This is a genomic window from Leucobacter musarum subsp. musarum (assembly GCF_001273845.1).
Taxonomy (GTDB): Bacteria; Actinomycetota; Actinomycetes; order Actinomycetales; family Microbacteriaceae; genus Leucobacter; species Leucobacter musarum.
In genome coordinates this window covers 232242-255889 of sequence record NZ_JHBW01000065.1, presented here as the reverse complement: position 1 = coordinate 255889, position 23648 = coordinate 232242, and the positions used below count along the sequence as shown (strand labels likewise).

The following is a 23648-nucleotide window of genomic DNA, read 5'->3' as shown; positions in this document are numbered from 1 at the left end:
TCGGCTCAGGCCGTGACGACCTCCGGTGATCCGGAGCCCACCGATGCGGGCATCTCGGCAGCGAGTCGGTTCGCCTCTTCGATCAGCGTCGCCACGATCTCGCTCTCAGGGACCGTCTTGATGACCTCGCCCTTGACGAAGATCTGGCCCTTGCCGTTGCCCGAGGCCACACCCAAATCTGCTTCGCGCGCTTCGCCCGGCCCGTTCACGACGCAGCCCATGACCGCGACTCGCAGCGGCACGCTCATGCCCTCGAGCCCTTGCGTCACCTCTTCGGCAAGTGTGTACACGTCGACTTGAGCTCGGCCGCACGACGGGCACGACACGATCTCGAGCTTGCGCTCGCGCAGGTTCAGCGACTGCAAGATCTGCAGCCCGACCTTGACCTCCTCGACCGGGGGCGCCGAGAGCGAGACGCGAATCGTGTCGCCGATGCCTTCGGAGAGCAGGATGCCGAACGCCGTCGCGCTCTTGATGGTGCCCTGGAATGCCGGGCCCGCCTCGGTGACGCCGAGATGGAGCGGCCAGTCGCCCCGCTCGGCGAGTTGCCGGTACGCCTTGACCATGACGATCGGGTCGTTGTGCTTCACCGAGATCTTGAAGTCGTGGAAGTCGTGCTCCTCGAACAGCGACGCCTCCCAGACCGCGCTCTCAACGAGCGCCTCGGGGGTGGCTTTGCCGTACTTCTGCAGCAGTCGAGGGTCGAGTGACCCGGCGTTGACACCGATGCGCAGGGAGACACCGGCGGCCTGGGCTCGACGCGCGATCTCGCCGACCTGGTCGTCGAACTTGCGAATGTTGCCGGGGTTCACGCGCACCGCGGCGCAACCGGCGTCGATCGCCGCGTACACGTAGTTCGGCTGGAAGTGGATATCGGCGATGACCGGGATCTGACTCTTCTTCGCGATGATCGGCAGCGCCTGGGCATCATCGCGGCTGGGGCAGGCCACGCGCACGATGTCGCAGCCGGCGGCGGTGAGCTCGGCGATCTGCTGCAGCGTCGCGTTGATGTCGGTCGTGGGGGTCGTGGTCATTGACTGGACGGAGACCGGAGCGTTTCCGCCCACCGTGACCGACCCGACCTGAATCGCCCGGGATTTGCGGCGCGGGGCGAGTACTTCGGGGACCTGGGGCATTCCCAAATTGACTGCTGGCACGCGGCCGAGTCTACTCTCGCGAAATGCGTGCGACCCCCGGGCTCAACGTGCCGACGCGACGGTCACAGCTGCCGGTCAGCCGAACAACGACACCGGCTTCACGATGTCCGCGTAGACCAGCAGCACCAACATCGCACCGAGCACGACGGCGACCGCCATGGTGACCGGCGCCATCTTGGCGGTGTCGATCGGCCCCGGATCGGGCCGGCCCAGCATTCGAGCGATACCGCGCTTCAACCACTCGTACACCGCACCGATGATGTGACCGCCGTCGAGCGGCATCAGCGGCACGAGGTTGAACACGAAGAGCGCGACGTTGAGCGAACCGAGCAGCCCGATGATGGTCTGGGCGCGCGCCGCGACCGGCGCGTCTTCGAGACTGACGATCTCGCCTGCCATGCGGCCGACACCGACAACGCTGATGGGCCCGTTCGGGTCACGCGCTTCCGACCCGAACGCGGCGTTCCAGACGTCCACCATGCGTTCGGGCATCCGCACCACGATGCCGACGACGCTCTGCACGTTCTCACCCAGGAATGCGGGCACCGCCGTGATCGGCTGCTGCACGTTCTCGCTGGCCGGGGTCGCACCGATCATGCCGACGACTTCGGTTTTCACCGTGCCGTCGGCGTTCTCGACGACCTTGCCCGACGCGTCGGTCACCGCGCGCTCGTTTTCGACGGGGGTGAGCTGCAGCGTCTGCTCGGCACCGTCGCGCTCGATGCGCACCGCCAGCGATGTGCCCGGGGCCTCGGAGACGATCGATCGGAACTGGTCCCAGCTCGTGATGTCCGTGCCATCGACGGAAATGATCGTGTCTCCCGGGCGCAAGCCGGCGGCTGCTGCGGGGGCTGCCCGATCATCGCTGCTGCACGAGGTCGCCGTGCTCGATGCCGACACGAGGCACTCGCTCACCTGGCCGAGCGTGGTGCTGTTCTGCGGCACACCGAATCCGACGAGCACGATCGCGAAGAACACGAACGCGAGCACGAGGTTCATCAGCGGCCCGCCGAGCATGATGACGATCTTCTTCCACGGCGCCAGCCGATAGAAGGTGCGGTGATCCTCGCCCTCGTCAATGGACTCCGCGCTCGCGAGCCGCGCATCTTCAACCATGCCGACGACGCCGCGCTTCGGCGCCTCATCGGGTCGCGCCTCTACGTTCGTACTGGCCCCCGACGTGCCGAGCGCCGAGCCTTCTTGCACCACCGTGTTCAAGAACCCGGTGGTCGACGCGCGAGGAGCCTCCCCCGGCTTGCCCGGAGGGAACATGCCGGTCATCGCGACATAGCCGCCGAGCGGGATCAGCTTGACCCCGTACTCGGTTTCGCCCTTCCGCTTCGACCAGATCGTGCGACCGAACCCCAGCATGTACTGGGTCACCTTCACCTTGAAGAGCTTCGCCGGCACCAGGTGCCCGATTTCGTGCAAGCCAATGGAAACGGCGAGCCCGACCACGAAGATCAAGATGCCGAGCACGTAGAGCAGAACCTCAGTCACCAGCTCAGATTACTGCGCGGTGCTGTGGGGTTTCGGGGAGCACCCCGGGGAGGAGCCGTGCGTCACCGAGTGCGAGCAGAAATCGCCTGCTGCGCGCGCTCGCGCGCCTGGCGCTCGGCCTCCGTGAGCGTTTCGAGCGTCAGCGTTGCCGGCGTCGCGTGCGCCTCGACCACCTCGCGCACCGTGTCGACGATGTCGAGGAATCCGATGCGCCCCGCGTGGAACGCTTCGACCGCTTCCTCGTTCGCGGCGTTGTAGGCCGCGGGGTAAGTGGAGCGTGCTCGCCCGACCTCCTTGGCCAGCTCGACCGCGGGAAAGGTCTCGTCGTCGAGCGGCGCGAAGTCCCAGCTCGACGCGGATCGCCAATCGAGCGGCACCCCGACGTTCGCCATGCGATCCGGCCACGACAACCCCAGCGCGATCGGCAACCGCATATCGGGGGGCGAAGCCTGCGCGATCGTCGAGCCGTCGACGAACTCGACCATCGAGTGCACGATCGACTGTGGGTGCACCACGACGTCGATGTCTCCGTAGGAGACGCCGAAGAGCAGGTGCGCCTCAATGACTTCGAGCCCCTTGTTCACGAGCGTCGCAGAGTTCGTCGTGACCACGCGCCCCATGTTCCAGGTCGGGTGGGCCATGGCCTCGGCCGGAGTCACCCCGCGGAGTTCGTCACGAGTGCGGCCTCGGAACGGGCCGCCTGAGGCCGTGAGGATCAGCCGGCGCACTTCATCGCGGCTGCCCGAGCGCAATGCCTGCGCGATGGCCGAGTGTTCGGAATCGACCGGCACGATTTGGCCCGGCTTCGCGAGCCCGGTGACGAGGTCTCCCCCGACGATCAGCGACTCCTTGTTCGCGAGCGCGAGGGTGCGACCGGCTTCGAGTGCGGCAATCGTCGGCCCCAAGCCGACCGAGCCCGTGATGCCGTTGAGTACGAGGTCGGCCTGCACGTCATGGATCAGCCGCACGGCGTCGGCCGCACCGAGCGCCGTATGCTCCACGTTGAACTCATCGGCCTGCTGCTGTAGCCGATCCGCCTGCGAACCCGCGACGAGGCCCGAGACTTGGTACCTCGCCGGGTGCTTGCGAATGACGTCGAGCGCCTGTTCGCCGATCGAACCGGTGGAACCCAGAATGATGACGCGCTTCATGCGTCCAGGCTACTCGGCGACCGCGCGGACTGCACGGAGCCCGCACACAGCAGTGCCCCGATGCTTGGAAGCACCGGGGCACTGCACATCTACGAACCGCTGAGTTGATGCGCTACTGAGTTGACGCGTCCGCGTGCACCGTTCCCAAGATGTCGAGCACGAACACCATGACGTCGTCGCTTTCGTGCCCCATTTGCTCAAGCCCGGTCGCGCCGTACCCACCGTCTTCTGCGGGCACGATCGAAATGACCTGCGAGCCGACTTTTTGACCCTCAAGCGCTTTCTGGAATCCACCGATCACACCGTCCGTCGTGAAGTCGGTCGGCGCGCCTCGGCTCCAGCTCGAGTCAAACTCCTCGCCGGTGCGCCAAATGACCCCACGGTAGTTGACATACACGCGATCGCCCGCTTCCACTGTCTCGCCGTCGCCCTCGATCAGGGTCGCGATCTCGAGCTTTGACGGCGGGTCGACGTCCTTCGGAATCGTGATTGTGGGCTCGCCGTCGTCGGCGAGCGTCACGGTCGGGTATCCATCGGGCGCGGCGACCGTCTTGCCCTCGGCTTTCTTGAGCAGCTGGTCATCAGACAGCGTGCCGGGCTGACCGGCAGCCGCGGAATCGTCGGCCGAGTCGTCGGCAGATGCATCAGCGATCTCACCGAACTCCATGACGATGACGAGCGAGTCGTCTTTCGTCACGCCCTCGAGCCCGCTATCCGCGGGATCCGCATCGCCGAACACCTCAGCATACGGTGCGGCAAGTGCGATCTGCTCGCCCTTCGTTGCGCAACGCAGACCGTCGTAGGCCCACTCGGTTAAGCCATCTTTGGCGACCGTGATTTCACTCGCCGGCAGCTGCTGCAGCACTGAACCATCTGCGCCGTTGAAAAGTGTCATCGAGGTCAGTACGTTTTGCCCCTCCTCGACAACGTCGCCCGAGCCCTCTTTGAGTACGGAACGCTCGACCTTCTTCGCCGACACCGGTGTCTTAGAAGTGAGCTTGAGGTCTTCACCTACCGAGCCCGATATCTTCACACCCGAGCTCGCGGAACCCCCGGCGAGGCAGTCGGCTCCCGAAGCATCGGCTTTCGCCGACCCGCCGGCGGTGCACCCGACCAGCAGTAGGGCACCGACAAGAGCGGCGGGGGCGAGTACGCGCGTCAATTTCACAGTGGTTGAAGTCCTTTGGTTCGCGAGAGGCCACGCGACCCGATCAGCGTGCTGCGATACGAGACGGTCGGAGTGCGGCCATGAATGCACTCCGAGTATGTCGCATTCCGCGCCGTTTCGGCTGAGAGGCGCCCGAAGTTCCCCTGTGCAGAGTCTGGTGCGGAGTTTCAGCCGCGATCGGCGAGCGCCGCAGCGTACAACTCGCGAGAGGACAGGCCGGTCGCTTCCGCCACCGCTCGCGTCGCGTCTTTCAGGCGTTCGCCCCCGCGCACCCGTTCCTGCACCTCGACGAGTGCGATTTCCGGTGAGGTCTCGACTTCGGGAGCGCCCCCGACCACCACGACGATCTCACCCCGAACGCCATCGGCGGCCCAGGCAGCGAGATCGCTCAGGCCCCCGCGACGCACTTCCTCATGCAGTTTGGTGAGTTCTCTGCACACCGCGGCGGGGCGGTCATCGCCAAAGGCCGACGCCAAGTCGGTGAGTGACGCGGCGAGCCTCGTCGGCGCCTCGAAGAACACCAGGGTGCGTCGCTCAGCGGCGAGTTCGCGGAGCGTACGGGATCGCTCGCCCGCTTTGCGCGGCAGAAAGCCCTCGAACGCGAATCGATCCGTGGGCAGCCCCGCAACGGCGAGTGCGGTGATCACGGCACTCGGGCCCGGAATGGCACTCACCTCGACTCCGCTTTCTGCCGCGAGCTGTACGACGCGGAAGCCGGGGTCCGAAACGGTGGGCATGCCCGCGTCGCTGACGAGCACGATGTCTTCGTCACGCGCGCGCTCCACCAGCGATGCTGCACGCTCGTGCTCATTGTGGTCGTGCAAAGCGATGAGTTCTGGGCGATTCTCGATCTCGAGAAGCCGCAGCAGCTGCGCGGTGTGGCGGGTGTCTTCTGCCGCAACGACCGTGGCGATCTCGAGCGTCGCGCGCAAACGGGTCGATGCATCACCGAGATTGCCGATGGGAGTCGCGGCGAGAATGATCATGCGTCAATCGTAGGCGCAGCCACCAGTCGCTGTGCGCGGCGCAACCGCTGACTGCCTTCGGAGGGTTTCGGCCTGAGCTTCGATGTCGGTGGTCGCTGCCAGAATGGAACGCATGAGCGATCCACAGTTGCCGACCGCCCCGCCTCCGCACCCCTACGCCGTTCCCGAGCGCCCCGCCCTGCGCGGTTCGGGCGCGCTGTCGATCGCGTCGATGGGTGCCGGCCTTGCAGGCGTCGTCACCGCGGTGATCTCGCTGCTCTACTTCGCGCCCGGCGCGATCCTCGCCGCGCTCCTCGGTCTTGCCGCGGTGGTGCTCGGCATCTTCGGCCTCATCTCTCGTTTACTGAAGGTTCCTGCGCTCGTCGGGGTGATCTCTGGGGCGATCTCCCTGATCGCCGCGATCATCGTGGGCGTCATGCTGCTGATCGTGTCGGCGACACCGACCGCCGGTGGGGGCTCGACGGGCGCCCTCGGCCAGTCGGGCACGAACGCGGAGATTGTCTGGCCGCGCAATATGGCGACGGGAGCCGTCACTTTTACCACCGACGGAGTGGCGCCCTCAGATGCCCCCGAGTCGAAGGCCCCCGAACCGACCGATTCCATAGCGACGAAACACCGGGTGCAGCTATACGTCGACTACCGCTGCCCCTACTGCGGCCAGTTCGAATCCACGAACGGCACGACCCTCGATCAGATTGTGTCGAGCGGCCAGGTCACACTCGAACTCACCCCGCTCTCGTTCCTCGATCGCATCGGCACCGACTACTACTAGTCTCGCGCGGCCGGCGCGCTTGCCTGCGTCGCCGATGCTCAGCCCGAGGCTGCGTGGGACGTGAACCGACACCTCTTCGACCGAAACGTGCAGCCCGCAGAGTCCACACCCGGACTCGACAATGCCGCGCTCATCGACGCGGTCGACGCCGGTGCCGGCGGTTTGAACGACGATGCGCGATCCTGCATCGAAACCGAGAAATTCGTTCCGTTTGCGCAGGCGCTGAACAGCTGGGCGTTCGCCAACCCGGTGCCGCACGCCGAAGACCCTGATCTCGCGATCACGGGCACGCCGTTCGTCGTCGTCGACGGAGTGCCCTACTCCGGCGCGCTCGATGATTCGGGCGCCTTTACGAAGTTTCTCGCCGGTCAGGGCATCGCGGTGGGCGCCGCCTCCTAGCCCTACCGCCCGCAAACTCCTGGTAGAGTCGGTCGGCTATGCATCAGACGAGCGAGCACCCAGTTCCCGACGCGTCAGCGGCCACGCCGACGCTCTTCTCGCGAACCGGTAAGGCGTACTTTCCACTGGCCCTGATCTCGCGGCTTCCGTTCGCGATGATGGTGATCGGGGTACTCACGCTGGTCGTCTCGGCCCGCGGATCGGTCGAACTCGGCGGCATCAATTCCGCAATGGTCGGCCTCGGGGTCGCCTGCTTCGGACCGATCATCGGCGCGGCAGCCGACCGCTTCGGCCAGCGACCGACGCTCCTCATCGCCGCTGCGATCAACAGCGTGCTGCTCGGGGTGCTTGCGTGGATCGCGTTCTCGTCGCTCCCGATCTGGGTGCTGTTCGTGGGGTCGTTCCTGGCCGGCGCCACCGTGCCGCAGACCTCGCCCATGTCACGATCGCGACTCGTCACGATTGTGACGCACGAGCTGCCCGCCCCACGCCGTCCGCGGATGCTCTCGAACGTGCTCGCTTACGAGTCGGCTGCCGACGAAGTCATCTTCGTCTTCGGCCCAGTCATCGTCGGCGTGCTCGCGACGGCATTCGGTGCGTGGGCGCCGGTTGCCGGAGCCGGTGCGTTGACCCTGATCTTCGTCACCGCATTTGCACTGCACCACACCGCGACGCCCGCAAGCACCGCCGCGGAGCGCGCGGCGGTGCTTGCGCCGGCCTCGCATCTCGCGCGCCCCGCCTTGCTCGTCACCGTCGCCGGCATCATCACGGTCGGGCTCTTCTTCGGCTCGATGCTGACGTCGCTCACCTCCTTCATGCAAGATCGCGGTGACCCCGAGCAGGCCGGATTGATCTACGGCGCGATGGGCGTCGGGTCCGCGATCTTCGCGATCGGTGTCGCCGCACTCCCCCCGAGGTTCTCGCTGCGCGCACGCTGGCCGGTCTTTGCACTCTGCATCATCGCGGGCACCGCGCTGCTCCAATTCGCGGTCGACCTTCCGACGATGCTCCTGAGCCTGGCGGTCATGGGCATCGGTGTCGGCCCGTTGCTCGTCACGCTCTACAGTTTCGGCGCACAACGCAGCCCGATCGGCCGCTCGGCGACCGTCATGACGATGCTGGGTTCGGGTCTGATGGTCGGCCAATCCGCAGCTGCCGCCCTCACCGGCGTCATCGCGACCGACCTCGGCACACAAGCCGCTCTGGTTCTCCCCCTGGCATCTGCACTGCTCGCCCTCGCGACAGGAGCCGTGAACTGGTGGCTGAGCGGCCCGGGCGACCGAGCCGGCAGTGGGCCGAACACCGCTCCCGTGCACATCGCGGCCCCCGCCGCCGAATAACCCGGGGCACCCCGTTTGCGCGACCGTGCACGCGGAATAGGCCAGAGCAACGCGGCGTTGCACGGGAGGCCAGCATCGCCACTCACCGAGTGGAAGAATGGAGATCATGCCTGCATCCGCACTCACCACAGAGCTCACCGCGGCCGACGTCACCGAGCTGCGAGCCGCATTCCCCTACTTCGCGGCGAATGACGCGCTCCACTCTGCGCCGGCGTATCTCGACGCGGCCGCGACTTCGCAGCGACCCGCACGAGTGCTCGACGCGGAGCGGCACTTCCTGGAAACGGCGAACGCCGCGGTGCACCGCGGTACGAGCGGCGCCGTGGGCGAAGCGACCGCAGCATTCGAGGGCGCCCGAGCCGCCGTCGCCGCGTTCGTCGGCGCGGCGAGCGCCGAGCAGATCGTGTGGGCTGAGAACGCGACCGACGCGCTGAACATCGTCGCGCTCGGCATCGGCGAGGCGAACGCGGGGTTGGGGGTCGCCGGCAGCGATCGATTCACGCTTGAGCCCGGTGACGAAATCCTGGTGACCGAGGCCGAGCATCACGCGAACCTCATTCCCTGGCAGCGGCTCGCGGCCAAGACCGGTGCAATGTTCCGATACATCCCGGTGCGCGAAGACGGCACCTGGACCCTCGATGACGCTCGCGAAGCTCTGACTGAGCGCACGCGCATCTTTGCGTTCGCCCACGTCTCGAACGTGACCGGGTTCGTCGCGCCCGTCGCTGAACTCGCAGAACTCGCACGAGCGGTCGGGGCGATTACGGTGCTCGACGCATGCCAGTCCGTACCGCACATTCCCGTCGATTTCGCAGCCCTCGGCGTCGACTTCGCCGCGTTCTCGAGCCACAAGATGCTCGGCCCGAACGGCATCGGCGTGCTGTACGGCAAGCCCGAGCTGCTCGATGCACTGCCGCCGTCGCGCACTGGTGGCTCCGCGATCACCAAGGTGACCATGGAATCGGCGCTGTTTATGCCCGCTCCCCAGCGCTTCGAGCCGGGCACGCAACCGGTGTCGCAAGCCGTCGGGCTCGGCGCCGCCGTCGCGTTCCTCGAAGAGATCGGCATGGCACGATCCGCAGCGCGTGAGCACGAGCTCGTCGAGCGCCTCGTCGCCGGTATCGAAGCGACGCCGGGCCTGCGGCTGCTCGGCCCCGCCGACACGACGCAGCGCGTCGCGCTCACCGCAGTGTCGGTCGAAGGCGTGCACGCCCACGACGTCGGGCAGTTTTTGGACGAGCAGGGTGTGCTCGTGCGCGTGGGGCACCACTGCGCCCAGCCGCTGCACCGCGCACTCGGCATCACGTCGAGCACGCGCGCCAGCGTGCATTTCACCACGACAGTAGACGAGGTCGATCGATTCCTCGACGCGCTCCGCGGCGCCCAGCGGTACTTCGGAGCGGAGGTGTCGGCGTGAGCGCGCTCGACGGGCTGTACCAAGAGGTCATTCTCGATCACTCGAAACGACCGATCGGCAAGGGCGAACTCGCCGCTGCCGAGTCGGCGCTCACCGCGTCGCACCACGAGTTCAACCCCAGCTGCGGTGACGAGATCGATCTCTCCATTTCGGTCGACCCCGAGACCGGTCGTATCGACCAGGTCGCTTGGGAGGGGCAGGGCTGCTCGATCTCGATGGCGTCGGCGTCGATTCTGTCGCAACTCGTGCGCGACGATCAGCTCACTATCGACGAGGCGCGCGTTCGCGTTGACGCGTTCCGCGAGATGATCCACGCGCGCGGCGAGGGTGAACCCGACGAGGAGTTGCTCGGCGACGCCGTCGCGCTCCAGGGTGTGTCGAAGTATGTGATGCGCGTGAAGTGCGCGATGCTCGGCTGGGTGGCACTCGAGGCCGACCTCAAGCAGGTCGAGGCGCAGCGGGCCTGACCTCGCGCGTCGTCACCGCGAGGCGGATCGCGGCGCTCCTGTCACAGCACGCGCGTGACGAGACTCGACAGTTCAGCCCCGGGAGCAGTAACCCGATCGGCGATCTCGCGCACCACGGCCTGCAGCGCAGCGCCGGCTCGTGTCGGGGCCATGTCGGCGCGGCGAGCCAGGCTGACGGTACGAGCGAGCGCAGCATCGGCGAGGGGAGCCGTGCGCAGCGTGGGATGATCCGCCGCGACCATCGCGGGCACCACGGCCACCCCGATGCCCCGCTCCGCGAAGCTCAGCGCCGCATCCATCTCGGCCCCCTCGACGGCAACCAGCGGCGTGAGCCCGTGCGCACGGAACGCCGCGTCGACCGTCACGCGCAGATCGTAGTTCTCGGGAAACACGACCTGCGGCACGCGCGCCAGCTCGGCCATTTCGATCGGGCGCACCGGCGTATCAGAGGCAGAGTCGCGTCCGAACGGATCGGGGCGGCTCGGATCCGACACGACGACGAGACGCTCGCTGAGGATCTGCTCGCGCTCGAGCACCGCGCGCGCCGCACCGGAGGAGACGCTGGTCACGATGAGTGCGAGGTCGAGTCCGCCCTCCATCAGTGCGGTGATGAGGGATCGGGATCCGCGCTCGAGGATCTCGATGTCGATACCCGGGTAGCGCTCCCTGAACTCGGCCAGCACGTCGGCGACGAGGCTCGTGCACAGTGTCGGGGTCGCACCGAGACGGATGCGTCCGCGACGGAGACCGGCGAGATCCGCCATCTCATCGCGCGCCGCGTCGGCGTCGGCGAGCATGCGTCGCGCGATCGGCAGCAACCGCTCCCCTGCCGCCGTCAGCGCCACGTTGCCCCGCACACGATGCAGCAGCTCGACGCCGAGGTCGGTCTCGAGCGTGGCGATCTGTCGGCTGAGCGAGGGCTGCGCAAGGTGCAGGCGTTCGGCCGCGCGGGTGAAGTGGCCGGTCTGGGCGATCTCGACGAAGCCGCGCAATTGCTCGAGGTTCATGTCGATAGCCTACGCGCATGACGATCATCAGCTCTATTCATTGGAGTAATGGATAAGGCAGACCTAACGTGGATCGCATGACCACCTCATCCCCCACCGTCGACGCCCAGGGCACCGCCCGTGGCGAACGTCTCCTCTCCACCTCCGTGCTCGTCATCGGCACGGGCGGTGCCGGGCTGCGCGCCTCCATCGAGCTCGCCGAACGCGGCGTGCAGGTGCTCGCCGTCGGCAAGCGCCGCGCCCACGACGCGCACACCACACTCGCCGCCGGCGGCATCAATGCTGCGCTCGGCACAATGGACCCCGAGGACTCTTGGGAGCAGCACGCCGCCGATACGCTGCGCGAATCGTACTTCCTGGCCGATCCCGCAATCGTGGAAACCGTGACGCGCAACGCCGCACGCGGCATCGAAGACCTGGAGCGCTGGGGCATGCCCTTCGCACGCGAGTCCGACGGCCGCATTAGCCAGCGATTCTTCGGCGCGCACAAGTACCGCCGCACGGCCTACGCCGGGGACTACACCGGGCTCGAGATCCAGCGCACGCTCATGCGCCGCGCCTCCGAGCTGCGCGTACAGATCATCGACACCGTCTACATCACCCGCCTGCTCGTCAGCGAGGGCAAGATCTTCGGTGCCTACGGCTTCGACATCGTCGACGGCGCGCCCGTCGTGATTCACGCGGACGCCGTCATTCTCGCGGCCGGCGGCCACACGCGCATCTGGCGCAACACCTCGTCGCGACGCGACGAGAACACGGGCGATTCGTTCCGCCTCGCCGCGCTCGCCGGCGGCAAGATCCGCGACGCCGAACTCGTGCAGTTCCACCCGTCAGGCATCCTGGAGCCGGCTGACGCAGCCGGCACCCTTGTTTCGGAGGCCGCGCGCGGCGAAGGCGGCATTTTGCGCAACTCGCTCGGCGAGCGCTACATGGAGCGCTACGACCCGGAGCGCATGGAGCTCTCGACCCGCGACCGCGTGGCGCTCGCGAGCTACACCGAGATCTCGGAGGGGCGTGGCACCCCGAACGGCGGCGTCTACCTCGACGTATCGCACCTGCCGCGCGAGCAGATCCTCTCGAAGCTCCCTCGCGTCTACCGCACGCTCATCGACCTGCAGATGCTCGACATCACCGAGCAGCCCATCGAGATCGCCCCGACTGCGCACTACTCCATGGGCGGCGTGTGGGTCACACCCGACGAGCACAGCACCGGCGTCGACGGGCTGTACGCGATCGGCGAGGCCTCAAGTGGCCTGCACGGCGCGAACCGCCTCGGCGGCAACTCGCTCATCGAACTGCTCGTCTACGGACGCCTCACCGGTGGGGACGCCGCCGACTACGTGACCGGGCTCACCGAGGTGCGTCGCGACCCGGCCGCCGTCGCCGAGGCTCGCGCCGAGATGCAGAATCTGCTCGTGGGCGACGGCGCAGCGGGCAAGAGCACCGAGAGCCCGCGCCGTCTGCAGCGTGCGCTGCGCGACCTCATGACCGAACACGTCGGCGTGGTGCGCAGCGAGGCCGGCCTCACCGCGGGCCTCGAGAAGCTCGACGCCCTGCAGGAGCGAGTGGATCGCGTCACCGCGCACCCCGATATCGCCGGTTTTGATGATCTCGCGCACGCCTTCGACCTGTACGGTTCGATGCTTGCCGCTCGCGCGACGCTCGAGTGCGCTCGCGAGCGTCGCGAGACGCGCGGCTGCCACAACCGCTCAGATTTCCCGGAGCAGGATGCGGCACTGCAGGGCAACTTCGTCTGGACGCCCGACGGCGGCGCGGTCTTCGAGCCGCTCCCCGAGGCGCCCGAGTCGTTCCGCGATCTCGCCTATGCCGAGGCCGACGACTCGGTGCAGGGCAAGCTCGTCGAGTAGCGCTCGCACGTTCCCGTCTGCGGCCGTCGATGAGGCCGAGCACATCTGCTCGGTCACGTCGGCGGCCGCAGTCGTGTGATGGGCCTCGCCGCCTCCATCGATGTGCTCCGGTGCGCGTCGGAACCGCAGGCGAAAGGTCATGCGCTCACAGCCTTGGAGTTTCCCGACTTCACCGCCCCCATTGTCCGCATCCTGTGGACAACGCTCCGACGCGTTCCGCGGCCGCGCAGAATCGACGCATGACCCCAGACGTACTCGATTCACGCCCCGTGGTGCGGTGCCAAGGCACCGCCGACTTCCTCGCGGCGCTGCCGCATCTCACCGGCTTCACCGCAACCGACAGCATCTTTATCGTGTGCTTCGACGGAAGTCGCTCCGGGCAGGCAGTGCGCGCAGATCTGCCGGCACGCGACTCACCGAGCGACACACTGGCTCTCCTCGACTTCATCAGCGGCCTGTCACGAGACATCTCGACGGCGCGCGGTACGCGATGCGCACTCGCCATCGTCATTGCGACCAGTGAACGATTCGCCGACTCTCCCGACTCTCCGCCGCAGCAGCGGTTGGCACGACGCATCGAACGCCGACTGCGTCGTGAGCGCGTGCCGGTGCAAGAACTCTGCGTGCTCGCTGCCGATGCCTGGGTGAGCTTCTTCGACTCGCGTGCACCTCGCGAAGGCAGACCGCTCAGCGAGATCGCCGAGAGCCCTGTCGCGCACGAAGCGCGCTCCCACGGAGCCGAGCCCAGCGATTTGGCCCACCTCAGTGTCATCCCCGAGCCAGATCCAGATTTGGCGGAGGCGGTCGGTGCAGCACTCGACCGCGTTCTGCCCCACGATTTCCCGGTCTCGGCGGGTGTCCCCCCGCACCCGCCCGAGACCGGGAACCTCACCGAGTACGCGCTCGGGTGGATGACGGAGACGGCGGTGGTCACACGGTGGCTGCTCGGCAATGCCGAGTTCGATGCCGACGCCGTGGCGCGCCTCATCCGCGCCGCCGCGCATCCGAGCCGCTGGTTCGTACTCGCTCTGGGCGTCATCACCCGACCGGAGTTCCCCGTCGAACTCGGGCGAGAGCATCCGCTCGGCAACTTCATCGCAATCCCGATTGAGCTCGATATCGACCTGGGCATCGCACCTGCCTCGCGCCCGCAGTCATCTGCGGCGATTGCAGCCGGGTGGGTCGGGCGTTGCGCACACGGAGAGCCTGACTCTGACGGAGTGTGCCGCAGTGCACTGCATGCGCCTCCGCCGGGCTGGTCGATCTACCGTCTGCTGGCGAGCATCTGCCCCGAGTTCACCGCGCATGAGCGCCTCCCCGAATTGCGCGCTCGCTTACGGGAGGCACTCTCGCTCACTCCCGAGGCATTGCGACCCGGGCTCCTGGGGCTCAGCGCCTGGGTGTGGTGGCTGAGCGGCACGCAATCGGTGGCGCAGCGGCAACTCGATGCAGCGCAGTCCATCGACCCCGATGATCCGCTGCTCCGCATGCTGCGTCGGCTGACCGACCAGCCACTGTATGCGCGCTTCGTCGCCGGAGCGGCCGGTGGGGCGACTACGCCGCTGGTGGAGCCGGAGGCCGCATGACCGTTCGAGCACTGACTTCAGACCGCAGCACGGCGAGCACACGGTCGATCACCGCGCTCGGCAGCACCGTCGGTAGCGTGAACCGAATCGCAGTCTGCGCCAGCTCCGGCGTGATCCCCATCGCCAGCAGCACCGGTGATGGGTCGTCTGAGCCGGCAGCGCAGGCCGACCCCGACGATACGGCGACTCCGGCGGCATCGAGTGCGACGAGTAAGGACTCCCCGCTCACGCCGGCAATGACGAATGAGGCGTGGCCGGGGAGGCGCTCTTCGCGATGGCCGGTGAGCTGCGCGCCCGGCACCTCGGCCAGCACACGCGCAATCAGCGTTTCCCGTGATCCCAGCAGTGCGACGCCCCGTGACCCGACGTCGGCGTGCGAAGCACGCACCGCAGCAGCGAACCCCGCAATGGCCGCAACGTTTTCGGTTCCCGAGCGCCGGCCGCCTTCCTGTCCGCCTCCGTGCAGCAACGGCTCCATCGCGAGCCCGGGCCGCACCAGCAACGCGCCGATTCCCTGCGGCCCACCGAATTTGTGCGCAGCGATCGTCAACGCGTCGATGCCCGGCCCCGGCCACCCATCGTGAGGCTGCCCCATGCCAAACGAGACCGGCAGCGATGCTGCCGCCTGCACTGCATCGCAGTGCAGCAGCGCGCCCTGCGCAGCGGTAATCGCGGCGATGCTCGGCATGTCTTGTACGGTGCCGATTTCAGCATTGGCGAGCCCGATCGACACCAGCGCGGTGCGGTCGGTCACGCAACGTGCGACATCACGGGGGTCGACACGACCGTCGGAGTCGACCGGCAACACCTCGCACGAGAAGCCGAATACGCGCTCCAGGTACCGGCAGCTCTCGAGCACCGACGGATGCTCGATCGCAGAGGTGACCACGTGTCGGCCACGCGGATTCGCAAGTGCGAGACCAATGATCGCGAGGTTGTTCGCCTCGGTTCCACCAGAGGTGAAGACGACCTCACTCGGCCGAGTATCGAACGCACGCGCGATCCCGGCGCGGGCAGCGTCGACGGACGCCCGCGCTCGATATCCGGCCTGGTGCACGCTCGACGGGTTCGCTGCGCCGGCGTCGAATTCCGCCACCATCGCCGCGCGAGCTTCCGGGCGCAAGGGTGCGGTCGCGGCGGCATCGAGGTACCAGTGACTCGTGGCACCCGCACTCGTACCCGCATCCGCATCCGCATTCATGCGGCGTCGAGACCGATGTCGAGCGCACGCGCACCGTGCGTCAGCTGGCCCACCGAGATCACATCGACGCCACTCTCAGCGATCCCGGCGACGGTATCGAGCGACACGCCCCCACTGGCCTCGGCGACCACGCGCCCCGCGATCCGCTCGACCGCCACCGCGAGATCATCGGTCGAGAAATTGTCGAGTAGAATTCCCGTCACATTGGCGTCGAGCACTGCGTCGAGCTGGGAGAGGTCGTCAACCTCCACAATGATCGACGTCGTATGCCCCGCGCGCTGGCGCAGCGCTCTCAGCGCTGACGTAATCGACTCTGCATCATGCGCACCGAGCGCTGCGAGGTGGTTGTCCTTGATCATCATCGCGTCCGAGAGCCCGAATCGATGGTTGGAGCCGCCACCGGCACGCACGGCATGCTTCTCCAGCGCCCGCAGCCCCGGAGTCGTCTTCCGCGTGTCCGCAATCCGCGCCGACGTGTGCGCGACAGCGCTCACGAACTGTGCGGTGAGCGTCGCAATGCCGCTCAGACGCTGCACGAAATTTAGCGCCACGCGCTCAGCCGTCAGCACCCCCCGTGCCGGCCCCGCGATTCGCGCGAGGGTGTCCCCCGCTGCGAATGACGTCCCGTCTGCAACGAGGTCAGTCACGGCGACACGGGGGTCGAGCTGCCGAAACGCCTCGCGCACGAGCGCGCCACCGGCGAAGACTCCAGCTTCACGAGCCACCAGACGGGTGTCGAGCACAGCGTCCTCGGCGATGGCGAGTTCGACGGTGAGGTCACCCCACGGCGCGTCTTCGGCGAGTGCGGATCGCACGACCGATTCGATCAGGGCTGCAGTCAGCATGCGGAAACGCTCCTCGGTGCTTGAGCGGCAGGTTCGCCACTCGCGAATGGGTGTGATCGGGCGGACACGGCAGGTGCCCCAGCACCCGCACGGTCGACCCAGCACAGCGCGCGACGCGTCGCGTACCGCTCGTCGACCTGCGGAAAGTCTGCGCGTCGATGGGCCCCGCGCGATTCCTCGCGAACATCGGCCGCCTGGGCAATCGCTGCGGCGAGCGCTGCCCGGTTTACCACGTCTGCATCAGTCGTCTGCATGGCGTGCTCAGCGCTACGACGCATTTCCGCCAGCCCCGAAGCCTCGCGTTCGATTCCGAGTTGCGCACCGATGGTCTCAGAAAGCGAGGAGAGCACTTCCGACGTTTCCGCCCGTGCGACGACGGGTGACTCAATCGACGTTTCGCTGGGCCGATCGATCAAGCGGCCGCTGTCACCCGCGGCCGGCATGTTCGGAATCTCCACCACTGCCGCTTTCGCGATCAGTGCGGCCATTCCCGCGCCGCGCACCGGCCACGGATCGAGACGTGCGCGATACGCCGCAGCGGCGGCACCCGCCCGTGTGCCGAAGACAAGGCCTTCGAGCAGCGAATTCGACGCCAGTCGATTTGCTCCGTGCACGCCGGTCGACGCGACTTCGCCCGCGACGAACAGTCCGGGCACACTCGTACGCCCGTCGAGATCGCTCGCAACGCCCCCCATCGTGTAGTGCGCCGCGGGGGCGACTGGTACCGGGTCGGTGCGCCAATCGAACCCGAGGTCGGCTAGCACGCGCGAGATTGCGGGGAACTGACGAGCAAGGGTGCCTGGTCCTCCGGCTCGTTCGATCCCGGTTGCGTCGAGCCACACCGCAGATTGGCCGCTGCGTCGCAACGCACGGTGCGTGGCGAGCGCCACGACATCGCGCGGCGCCAATTCCGCCAGCGGATGCTCACCATCGAGAAATCGCGCGCCCGCGTCATCGCGCAGCACTGCACCGGCACCGCGCACCGCTTCAGAAATCAGAAAGGAGCCGCCGCCCGCAGCGACGAGCGCGGTCGGATGAAACTGCACGAACTCCAGGTCGGCGAGCATCGCACCCGCCCGCGCGGCAAGCACGACTCCGTGCCCCACCGACGACGGATGGTTCGTACTCGCCGGAAACAGCGATGCGTATCCGCCGGTCGCGAGCACCACAGCGTCGTCGCACACCCGTTCCTCGCGCACCGAGCCAGTCGCCGCCAGCACCACGCCGCGCACGGTACCGGCATCGACCACGAGAGACCGCACACGACGACGCTCGATCAGCCTAAGCCGCCCGGCACGCGCCGCAGTGCGCACCCGTGCGGCCAGGTGAGCGTGCAGCACGGCTCCCGTCCGGTCGCCGCCCGCGTGCACAATGCGCGCGCGACCGTGGGCCGCCTCGAGACCGAGTACCGGCTCACCGCCCGCGCTGCCGTGCACCGGCACACGATCGGCCGCGAACCCGTCCGCCAGCACCCCTCGCATGATGCGGGCTCCCTCGCGTGTCAGCACTTCGGCCGCGCCGGGGTCGACGAGCCCCGCCCCCGCCGCCAGGGTGTCGGCGAGGTGATCAGCGGGGCGATCCCCCGCGCCGATCGCCGCCGCGATACCGCCCTGCGCTCGTGGGGTGTTTCCCGCCGGGTCGTGATCGAGGTCGCCCTCGGTGACGACCGTGACGTCTGCATCGCGCTCGAGCGCGGCGAGCGCCGCCGAGAGCCCGGCGACACCGGTGCCGACGACGATCATGGTTTCGCGGCGAGCATGCGCTCGAGCGCCACTCGTGAGTCACCCGCAACCGCGTCGCTCACGCTGATGCGGTTGGGGGTTTCGCCGGCGAGCAACGACTCGAGCGTCCAAGCCAGGTAGGCGGGGTGGATGCGATACATGGTCGAGCAGGGGCACACGACCGGGTCGAGGCAGAAAATCGTCAGCTCGGGGTGCTGCTGCTGCAGTCGGTTGACGAGATTGATCTCGGTGCCGATCGCGATGACGCTGCCGGGCTGCGCGTTCTCGATCTCGCGACGAATGTACTCGGTCGATCCGGCACCATCCGCGGCTTCGACGACGTCCGCGGGGCACTCGGGGTGCACGATCACGCGAACGCCGGGAAACTCTTTGCGCGCGCGGTCGATCTGCGCCACGGTGAAGCGCTTGTGCACGGAGCAGAATCCGTTCCAGAGGATCACGCGCGCATCGGTGAGTTGCTCCGCCGTGTTGCCGCCAAGCGGAAGGTGCGGGCGCCAGAGCGGCATCTGGTCTTCTCCGATGCCCATCGCCTTCGCGGTGTTGCGTCCGAGATGCTGGTCGGGGAAAAAGACGACGCGCTGGCCGCGGGCAAAGGCCCATTCAAGAACTGTGCGCGCATTCGACGACGTGCACACGATTCCGCCGTTGCGTCCGCAGAATGCCTTGATGGCGGCCGACGAGTTCATGTAGGTCACCGGGATCACTGGCTGCAGGCCACCATTCTCGGTCTGGGGCAGCGCGGCCGTCAGTTCGCGCCAGCAGTCTTCGACCTGCTCGATCGTCGCCATGTCAGCCATCGAGCATCCGGCTGCCAGGTTCGGCAGAATCACGGCCTGCTCGGGGCCCGAGAGAATGTCGGCGGTTTCGGCCATGAAGTGCACGCCGCAGAACACGAACGCCTCTGCTCCGGGGCTGCCTTTCGCCGCCTGCGCGAGCATGAACGAGTCGCCCACAAAATCGGCGTACTGCACGATCTCGTCGCGCTGGTAGAAGTGGCCGAGAATCTGCACGCGGTTGCCGAGTGCAGCCCGAGCGGCGACAATCCAATCGTGCAGTTCGGCATCGCTCGCCGACGTGTATCGCGCCGGCAGTGCCCCCTGGCGCGGCGCGTCACCGGGAATGACGTCGACGTTCGACGCCCCCGGCCCGTACCCGGGTGCGCGGTCGATGGTCCAGGGATCCTGCACCAGCCCGGAATCGCAGCTCGACGCCCCGGTCGCCCGCAACGCGATCGGCTTGCGGTGCGGCGATGTCGGAGCGGCGGGGCGCCCAGTTGCGGATCGCTCGCGCGCCGCGGCACCGCGGATCAATTCGTGCACGCTCGTCATGGTCGGCTCCTCGGTTCGGGACGATCGGTGGGAAAACTCGGCGCCGCCTCCTCGCGGAAGCGATAGAGCCGCGCGGGCCGGTAGGGAGTGCCCACCTCGCGCGCTCCGGTGTCGGTGAGGGTGCCTTGAGCGAGCATCTGCCGTCGAAAGTTCGCTGGCTCGACGGCGTGACCCAGCACTGCCTCGTGCACGGCCCGCAACTGCGCGATCGTGAACACGGGCCCGAGAAAACGGTGCGCGACTGCGGCGTACGCGGTCTTGCTGCGCAATCGCGCCAGCGCGTAGGCGACGATCTCAGCGTGGTCGAAGGCGAGCTCCGGGAGCCGGTCGGCGGCGCACCACGCGACGTTTCCTGGTTCATCGGACACGTCTCGGTCTCGCGGCAGGGGTGCGACGCGCACCGACGCAGGCTTCGGTGCCGGATCATCCCAGCGCTGGGCCTCTCGGCCATGTCCATCGTCCGCACCCGCACGAGTGGCCGACGCGTCCGCAGTCGTCGCCGCAGAGGGGGCATCAGCCGACGGCATCGACGGCGCGCTCACCAGATCGGCCTCACCGAAGAGCGCCCAGTAGGCGATGGTCACGAGACGCTGCGCATCGGCCGACCGCTCGACGCCCCCGAATGCGTACAGCTGCTCGAGGTAGCCGGGGTCGTGCCCCGCGGCGTCGCGAATCGAGCGCAGGGCGGTGTCGGCGAGGGTCTCATCCCAGTGCGTCGGCCCTCCCGGCAGGGCCCATTGCCCTCGGAAGGGCTCGCGAATGCGCCGCACCAGCGGAATCCAGAGCGACGGTGCGGCGTCGTCGAGCTCAGCGTCGACACTTGGAAAGCCGCTTCCACCGCATCGCAACGCGCCGGAGGGCGGCTGGAGCGCGAAAGCCACACTCGACACCGCCACGGCAGGCGGCAGCGTGCGCCGCGCGCTCGCACTCGCCTCTGCGTATTCCATCGCTGCTCCCGGGTTCGCGGTGACCTTGCGCGCGGATCTCTGATGGCATCAGGCGATCGACGCGAGGCGGTCACTTAGAGTCACTATGACTGTAAGTAGCATCACGCGCGATCGTGCAACTGTCAAGCCGAATGAACAATCGTCACCCAAGGTAACGATTGCGTAGCCGACGCTCGCGCCATGTCACACCGTGGGTATAGGCTCACAGAGTAAGACCAGTAATGCCGAACGTAGGGATTCTCCAGCACGTTTTATTTGCCGCAGCGATGCGGCACGCTACCAGTCTCCACGTCGGCGCCGTCGCCGTGGCACCCAGGTCGCATTCGCGACCAGCAACATGAAGGAAAACAGTATGGCCACCGGCACCGTGAAATGGTTCAACTCCGAAAAGGGCTTCGGCTTCATCACGCCCGATGACGGCGGATCCGACGTCTTCGCGCACTTCAGCGCGATCCAGGGCAGCGGCCGTCGCGACCTCTTCGAAGAGCAGAAGGTCGAATTCGACGTCGAGCAGGGCCCCAAGGGCCTGCAGGCAAGCAACATCCGCGCACTCTAAGTCGCGCGAACATTCGAGGTGCGGGGGTTTCCCCCGCACCTCGTTTTTGTATGTTCGGCACATTTCTGTCGACAGGTTTTCAGAGCATCGCTACATTCGGAACATCGCGCTCGTGCCGCACGGCCGGGCGATCCGATCCGAGAACACCCGGAGCTCCATGTCGACGCAGACGTACCCGCACCTCCTCGCCCCGCTGCAGTTGGGCGGCATCACCCTCCCGAACCGCGTACTGATGGGTTCCATGCATGTGGGCCTCGAAGAGCTTCCCGGGGGCTTCGAACGCCTCGCCGCGTTCTACCGCGAACGGGCCGCCGCTGGTGCGGGGCTCATCGTCACCGGCGGGGTCGCGCCGAATGCCGAGGGCAGGTTGACCGCTCATGCCGCGATGCTCACCGACGCACACGATGTCGCCGGCCACCGCCTGGTGACCGACGCCGTGCACGAGGTGGGCGGGCGCATCCTCCTCCAGATTTTGCACGCCGGCAGGTACGGTGCGCACGCCGATATTGTGGCGCCGAGCCCGGTGCAGGCCCCCATATCCCCCATCGCCCCGCGCGAACTCACCGACACCGAGATCGAGCGCACCATCGACGATTTCGCCCGCACGGCTCGGCTCGCCCGTGAGGCCGGGTACGACGGTGTCGAGGTCATGGGCTCGGAGGGCTACCTCATCAACGAGTTCGCGGCGGCGCACACGAATCATCGTGATGATCGCTGGGGCGGCGATGCCGAACGCCGCCGCCGCTTTCCGCGTGAGATCGTGCGGCGGGTGCGCGAGGCGGTCGGCGACGACGGCATCCTCATCTACCGTCTCTCCATGCTCGATCTCGTGCCCGACGGGTCCACGCTCGACGAAGTGATTGCGCTCGCGCTCGATGTCGAAGCCGCCGGCGCCACGCTACTCAATACCGGTATCGGGTGGCACGAGGCGCGCATTCCGACCATTGCGAGCTCAGTGCCGCGCGGCGCGTTCTCGTGGGTCACGCACCGACTCATGGGCGCAGTGTCGATCCCACTGATCACCACGAACCGCATTAATACTCCCGAGACGGCTGAGCAGCTGCTCGCCGATGGCTGCGCCGACATGGTGTCGCTCGCCCGCCCCTTTCTCGCGGACCCCGAGTTCATGGCAAAGGCGGCCGCCGGCACTCCGGAGCGCATCAATACCTGCATCGGCTGCAATCAGGCCTGCCTCGATCACACCTTCGCGGGCAAGGTCGCCTCGTGCCTCGTGAACCCGCGCGCCGCTCACGAGACCGACTTGATCATCGCCCCCACCACCCGGCGCAAACGTATCGCGGTCGTCGGCTCGGGCCCGGCCGGGTTGGCGTGCGCCACCACGGCAGCATCCCGGGGCCACGAGGTCGTGCTCTACGAGGCCGACTCGCGCATCGGCGGCCAGCTCAATGTGGCGCTGCAGGTGCCGGGCAAGAGCGAGTTCCGCGAGACCCTGCGCTACTTTGCGGGCCGGATCGCCGAAACGGGAGTCGAGCTGCGCCTCGGCGAGCGGGTGAGCGCCGCAGAGCTCGACGCCGGGGCGTTCGACGAGGTCGTCCTCGCCACGGGCGTGCAGCCGAGGCGGCCTGACATCTCCGGGCTCGACCACTCGAGCGTCGTCGGCTATCTCGACGTGCTGCGCGATCGCGTGCCGGTCGGCGACCGCGTTGCAATCTTGGGCGCCGGAGGCATCGGCTTCGACGTCGCCGAGTTTCTCACGACCGATCACGCTGAAGACCCGCGGGATGTCTCGGGGTTCCTCGCGCACTGGGGCGTCGACGCGGAATACGCGCGCGCGGGCGGGCTCACCGTCGCAGTGGAAACTCGGCCGAGGCGCTCGGTCGTGATGCTGCAGCGCAAATCGGGCAAGCTCGGTGCCGGCCTCGGCAAGACCACCGGGTGGATCCACCGCACCGAACTCGCGCGCCGCGGGGTGCAGATGATCGCCGGCGCGGAATACCTCGCGATTGATGACGCCGGGTTGCACATCAATATCGATGGCGCCCTGCGCACCCTGGAGGTCGACACCATCGTGCTGTGCACCGGCCAAGACCCGTCGCGGGAGCTGCACGACGAGTTGCTCGCGGCGGGGCGCGCGTCGCACGTGATCGGCGGCGCCGATGTCGCGGCCGAACTCGACGCGAAACGGGCGATCGATCAGGGCACTCGACTCGCGGCCGCACTGTGAACGCTGCGGAACGACGATCGGATACG

At 67.6% G+C, this 23648-nt stretch carries 20 protein-coding genes; 9 read left to right on the top strand and 11 right to left on the bottom strand.

Annotated elements, in window-relative coordinates; all coding sequences use genetic code 11:
• Window positions 1–5: 5 nt before the first annotated feature.
• The 5 genes from ispG to rsmI form a co-directional block, all read right to left on the bottom strand.
• A complete protein-coding gene (gene ispG, locus CH42_RS04040; protein WP_193392069.1) occupies window positions 6–1157 on the bottom strand; it encodes a flavodoxin-dependent (E)-4-hydroxy-3-methylbut-2-enyl-diphosphate synthase in 1152 nt (383 codons plus the stop codon).
• A gap of 75 nt (window positions 1158–1232) precedes the next feature.
• Entirely contained in the window at window positions 1233–2657 is a 1425-nt protein-coding gene (locus CH42_RS04035; protein ID WP_053351912.1) for a M50 family metallopeptidase, read from the bottom strand.
• 62 nt (window positions 2658–2719) lie between these two features.
• A complete protein-coding gene (gene dxr, locus CH42_RS04030; RefSeq protein ID WP_053351911.1) occupies window positions 2720–3808 on the bottom strand; it encodes a 1-deoxy-D-xylulose-5-phosphate reductoisomerase in 1089 nt (362 codons plus the stop codon).
• 112 nt (window positions 3809–3920) lie between these two features.
• Window positions 3921–4976: an FKBP-type peptidyl-prolyl cis-trans isomerase gene (locus CH42_RS04025; protein ID WP_053351910.1), complete on the bottom strand. Its 1056-nt coding sequence runs from the start codon at window positions 4974–4976 to the stop codon at window positions 3921–3923.
• A 167-nt stretch (window positions 4977–5143) separates the two neighbouring features.
• The gene (rsmI, locus tag CH42_RS04020; protein ID WP_053351909.1) at window positions 5144–5962 is read right to left on the bottom strand and encodes a 16S rRNA (cytidine(1402)-2'-O)-methyltransferase; all 819 of its coding nucleotides are present in this window, start codon (window positions 5960–5962) and stop codon (window positions 5144–5146) included.
• A gap of 112 nt (window positions 5963–6074) precedes the next feature.
• Here rsmI and CH42_RS04015 point away from each other — a divergent pair, with 112 nt between their 5' ends.
• The 5 genes from CH42_RS04015 (at window position 6075) to sufU (ending at window position 10357) form a co-directional block, all read left to right on the top strand.
• Complete coding sequence (locus CH42_RS04015) at window positions 6075–6734, top strand: DsbA family protein (protein ID WP_053351908.1); 660 nt, start codon at window positions 6075–6077, stop codon at window positions 6732–6734.
• A gap of 60 nt (window positions 6735–6794) precedes the next feature.
• Complete coding sequence (locus tag CH42_RS04010) at window positions 6795–7133, top strand: hypothetical protein (RefSeq protein WP_053351907.1); 339 nt, start codon at window positions 6795–6797, stop codon at window positions 7131–7133.
• Between the two features lie 38 nt (window positions 7134–7171).
• Window positions 7172–8473: an MFS transporter gene (locus tag CH42_RS04005; protein ID WP_053351906.1), complete on the top strand. Its 1302-nt coding sequence runs from the start codon at window positions 7172–7174 to the stop codon at window positions 8471–8473.
• Window positions 8474–8570: 97 nt separating this feature from the next.
• Window positions 8571–9890 (top strand): aminotransferase class V-fold PLP-dependent enzyme, encoded by a 1320-nt coding sequence (locus tag CH42_RS04000; RefSeq protein WP_053351905.1) that lies wholly within the window; start codon window positions 8571–8573, stop codon window positions 9888–9890.
• Window positions 9887–10357, top strand: coding sequence for a Fe-S cluster assembly sulfur transfer protein SufU (gene sufU / locus CH42_RS03995; protein WP_053351904.1), 471 nt, complete (start codon window positions 9887–9889; stop codon window positions 10355–10357). Before CH42_RS04000 ends, sufU begins: the two co-directional genes overlap by 4 nt.
• Before the next feature lie 41 nt (window positions 10358–10398).
• Here sufU and CH42_RS03990 read toward each other — a convergent pair whose 3' ends face one another.
• Window positions 10399–11364: a LysR family transcriptional regulator gene (locus tag CH42_RS03990; protein WP_053351903.1), complete on the bottom strand. Its 966-nt coding sequence runs from the start codon at window positions 11362–11364 to the stop codon at window positions 10399–10401.
• Window positions 11365–11441: 77 nt separating this feature from the next.
• Between CH42_RS03990 and CH42_RS03985 the strand changes: the two genes are divergently transcribed.
• On the top strand, window positions 11442–13232 hold the full coding sequence (locus CH42_RS03985; protein ID WP_053352053.1) for an FAD-binding protein: 1791 nt from the start codon (window positions 11442–11444) through the stop codon (window positions 13230–13232).
• Between the two features lie 239 nt (window positions 13233–13471).
• Window positions 13472–14818 carry a DUF4192 family protein gene (locus tag CH42_RS03980; RefSeq protein ID WP_053351902.1) on the top strand — a complete coding sequence of 449 codons (1347 nt, stop codon included), beginning with the start codon at window positions 13472–13474 and terminating at the stop codon, window positions 14816–14818.
• Here CH42_RS03980 and CH42_RS03975 read toward each other — a convergent pair.
• Genes CH42_RS03975 through CH42_RS03955 form a run of 5 tightly spaced genes read right to left on the bottom strand, consistent with a single transcriptional unit; the run spans window position 14787 to window position 20881 of the window.
• Window positions 14787–16019: a cysteine desulfurase family protein gene (locus CH42_RS03975; protein ID WP_053351901.1), complete on the bottom strand. Its 1233-nt coding sequence runs from the start codon at window positions 16017–16019 to the stop codon at window positions 14787–14789. The genes CH42_RS03980 and CH42_RS03975 overlap by 32 nt on opposite strands.
• The gene (nadC, locus tag CH42_RS03970; RefSeq protein WP_053351900.1) at window positions 16016–16864 is read right to left on the bottom strand and encodes a carboxylating nicotinate-nucleotide diphosphorylase; all 849 of its coding nucleotides are present in this window, start codon (window positions 16862–16864) and stop codon (window positions 16016–16018) included. The genes CH42_RS03975 and nadC overlap by 4 nt, the downstream gene beginning before the upstream one ends.
• Window positions 16858–18606: an L-aspartate oxidase gene (locus tag CH42_RS03965; protein ID WP_053351899.1), complete on the bottom strand. Its 1749-nt coding sequence runs from the start codon at window positions 18604–18606 to the stop codon at window positions 16858–16860. Before CH42_RS03965 ends, nadC begins: the two co-directional genes overlap by 7 nt.
• Window positions 18603–19934, bottom strand: a complete 1332-nt coding sequence (nadA, locus tag CH42_RS03960) for a quinolinate synthase NadA (protein WP_082309281.1) — start codon at window positions 19932–19934, stop codon at window positions 18603–18605. The genes CH42_RS03965 and nadA overlap by 4 nt, the downstream gene beginning before the upstream one ends.
• Complete coding sequence (locus CH42_RS03955; protein WP_053351898.1) at window positions 19931–20881, bottom strand: NUDIX hydrolase; 951 nt, start codon at window positions 20879–20881, stop codon at window positions 19931–19933. The genes nadA and CH42_RS03955 overlap by 4 nt, the downstream gene beginning before the upstream one ends.
• 352 nt (window positions 20882–21233) lie before the next feature.
• Here CH42_RS03955 and CH42_RS03950 point away from each other — a divergent pair, with 352 nt between their 5' ends.
• A complete protein-coding gene (locus tag CH42_RS03950) occupies window positions 21234–21437 on the top strand; it encodes a cold-shock protein (protein WP_053351897.1) in 204 nt (67 codons plus the stop codon).
• A gap of 157 nt (window positions 21438–21594) precedes the next feature.
• Window positions 21595–23622: an NADPH-dependent 2,4-dienoyl-CoA reductase gene (locus CH42_RS03945; RefSeq protein ID WP_053351896.1), complete on the top strand. Its 2028-nt coding sequence runs from the start codon at window positions 21595–21597 to the stop codon at window positions 23620–23622.
• The last annotated feature ends 26 nt before the right edge of the window (window positions 23623–23648 follow it).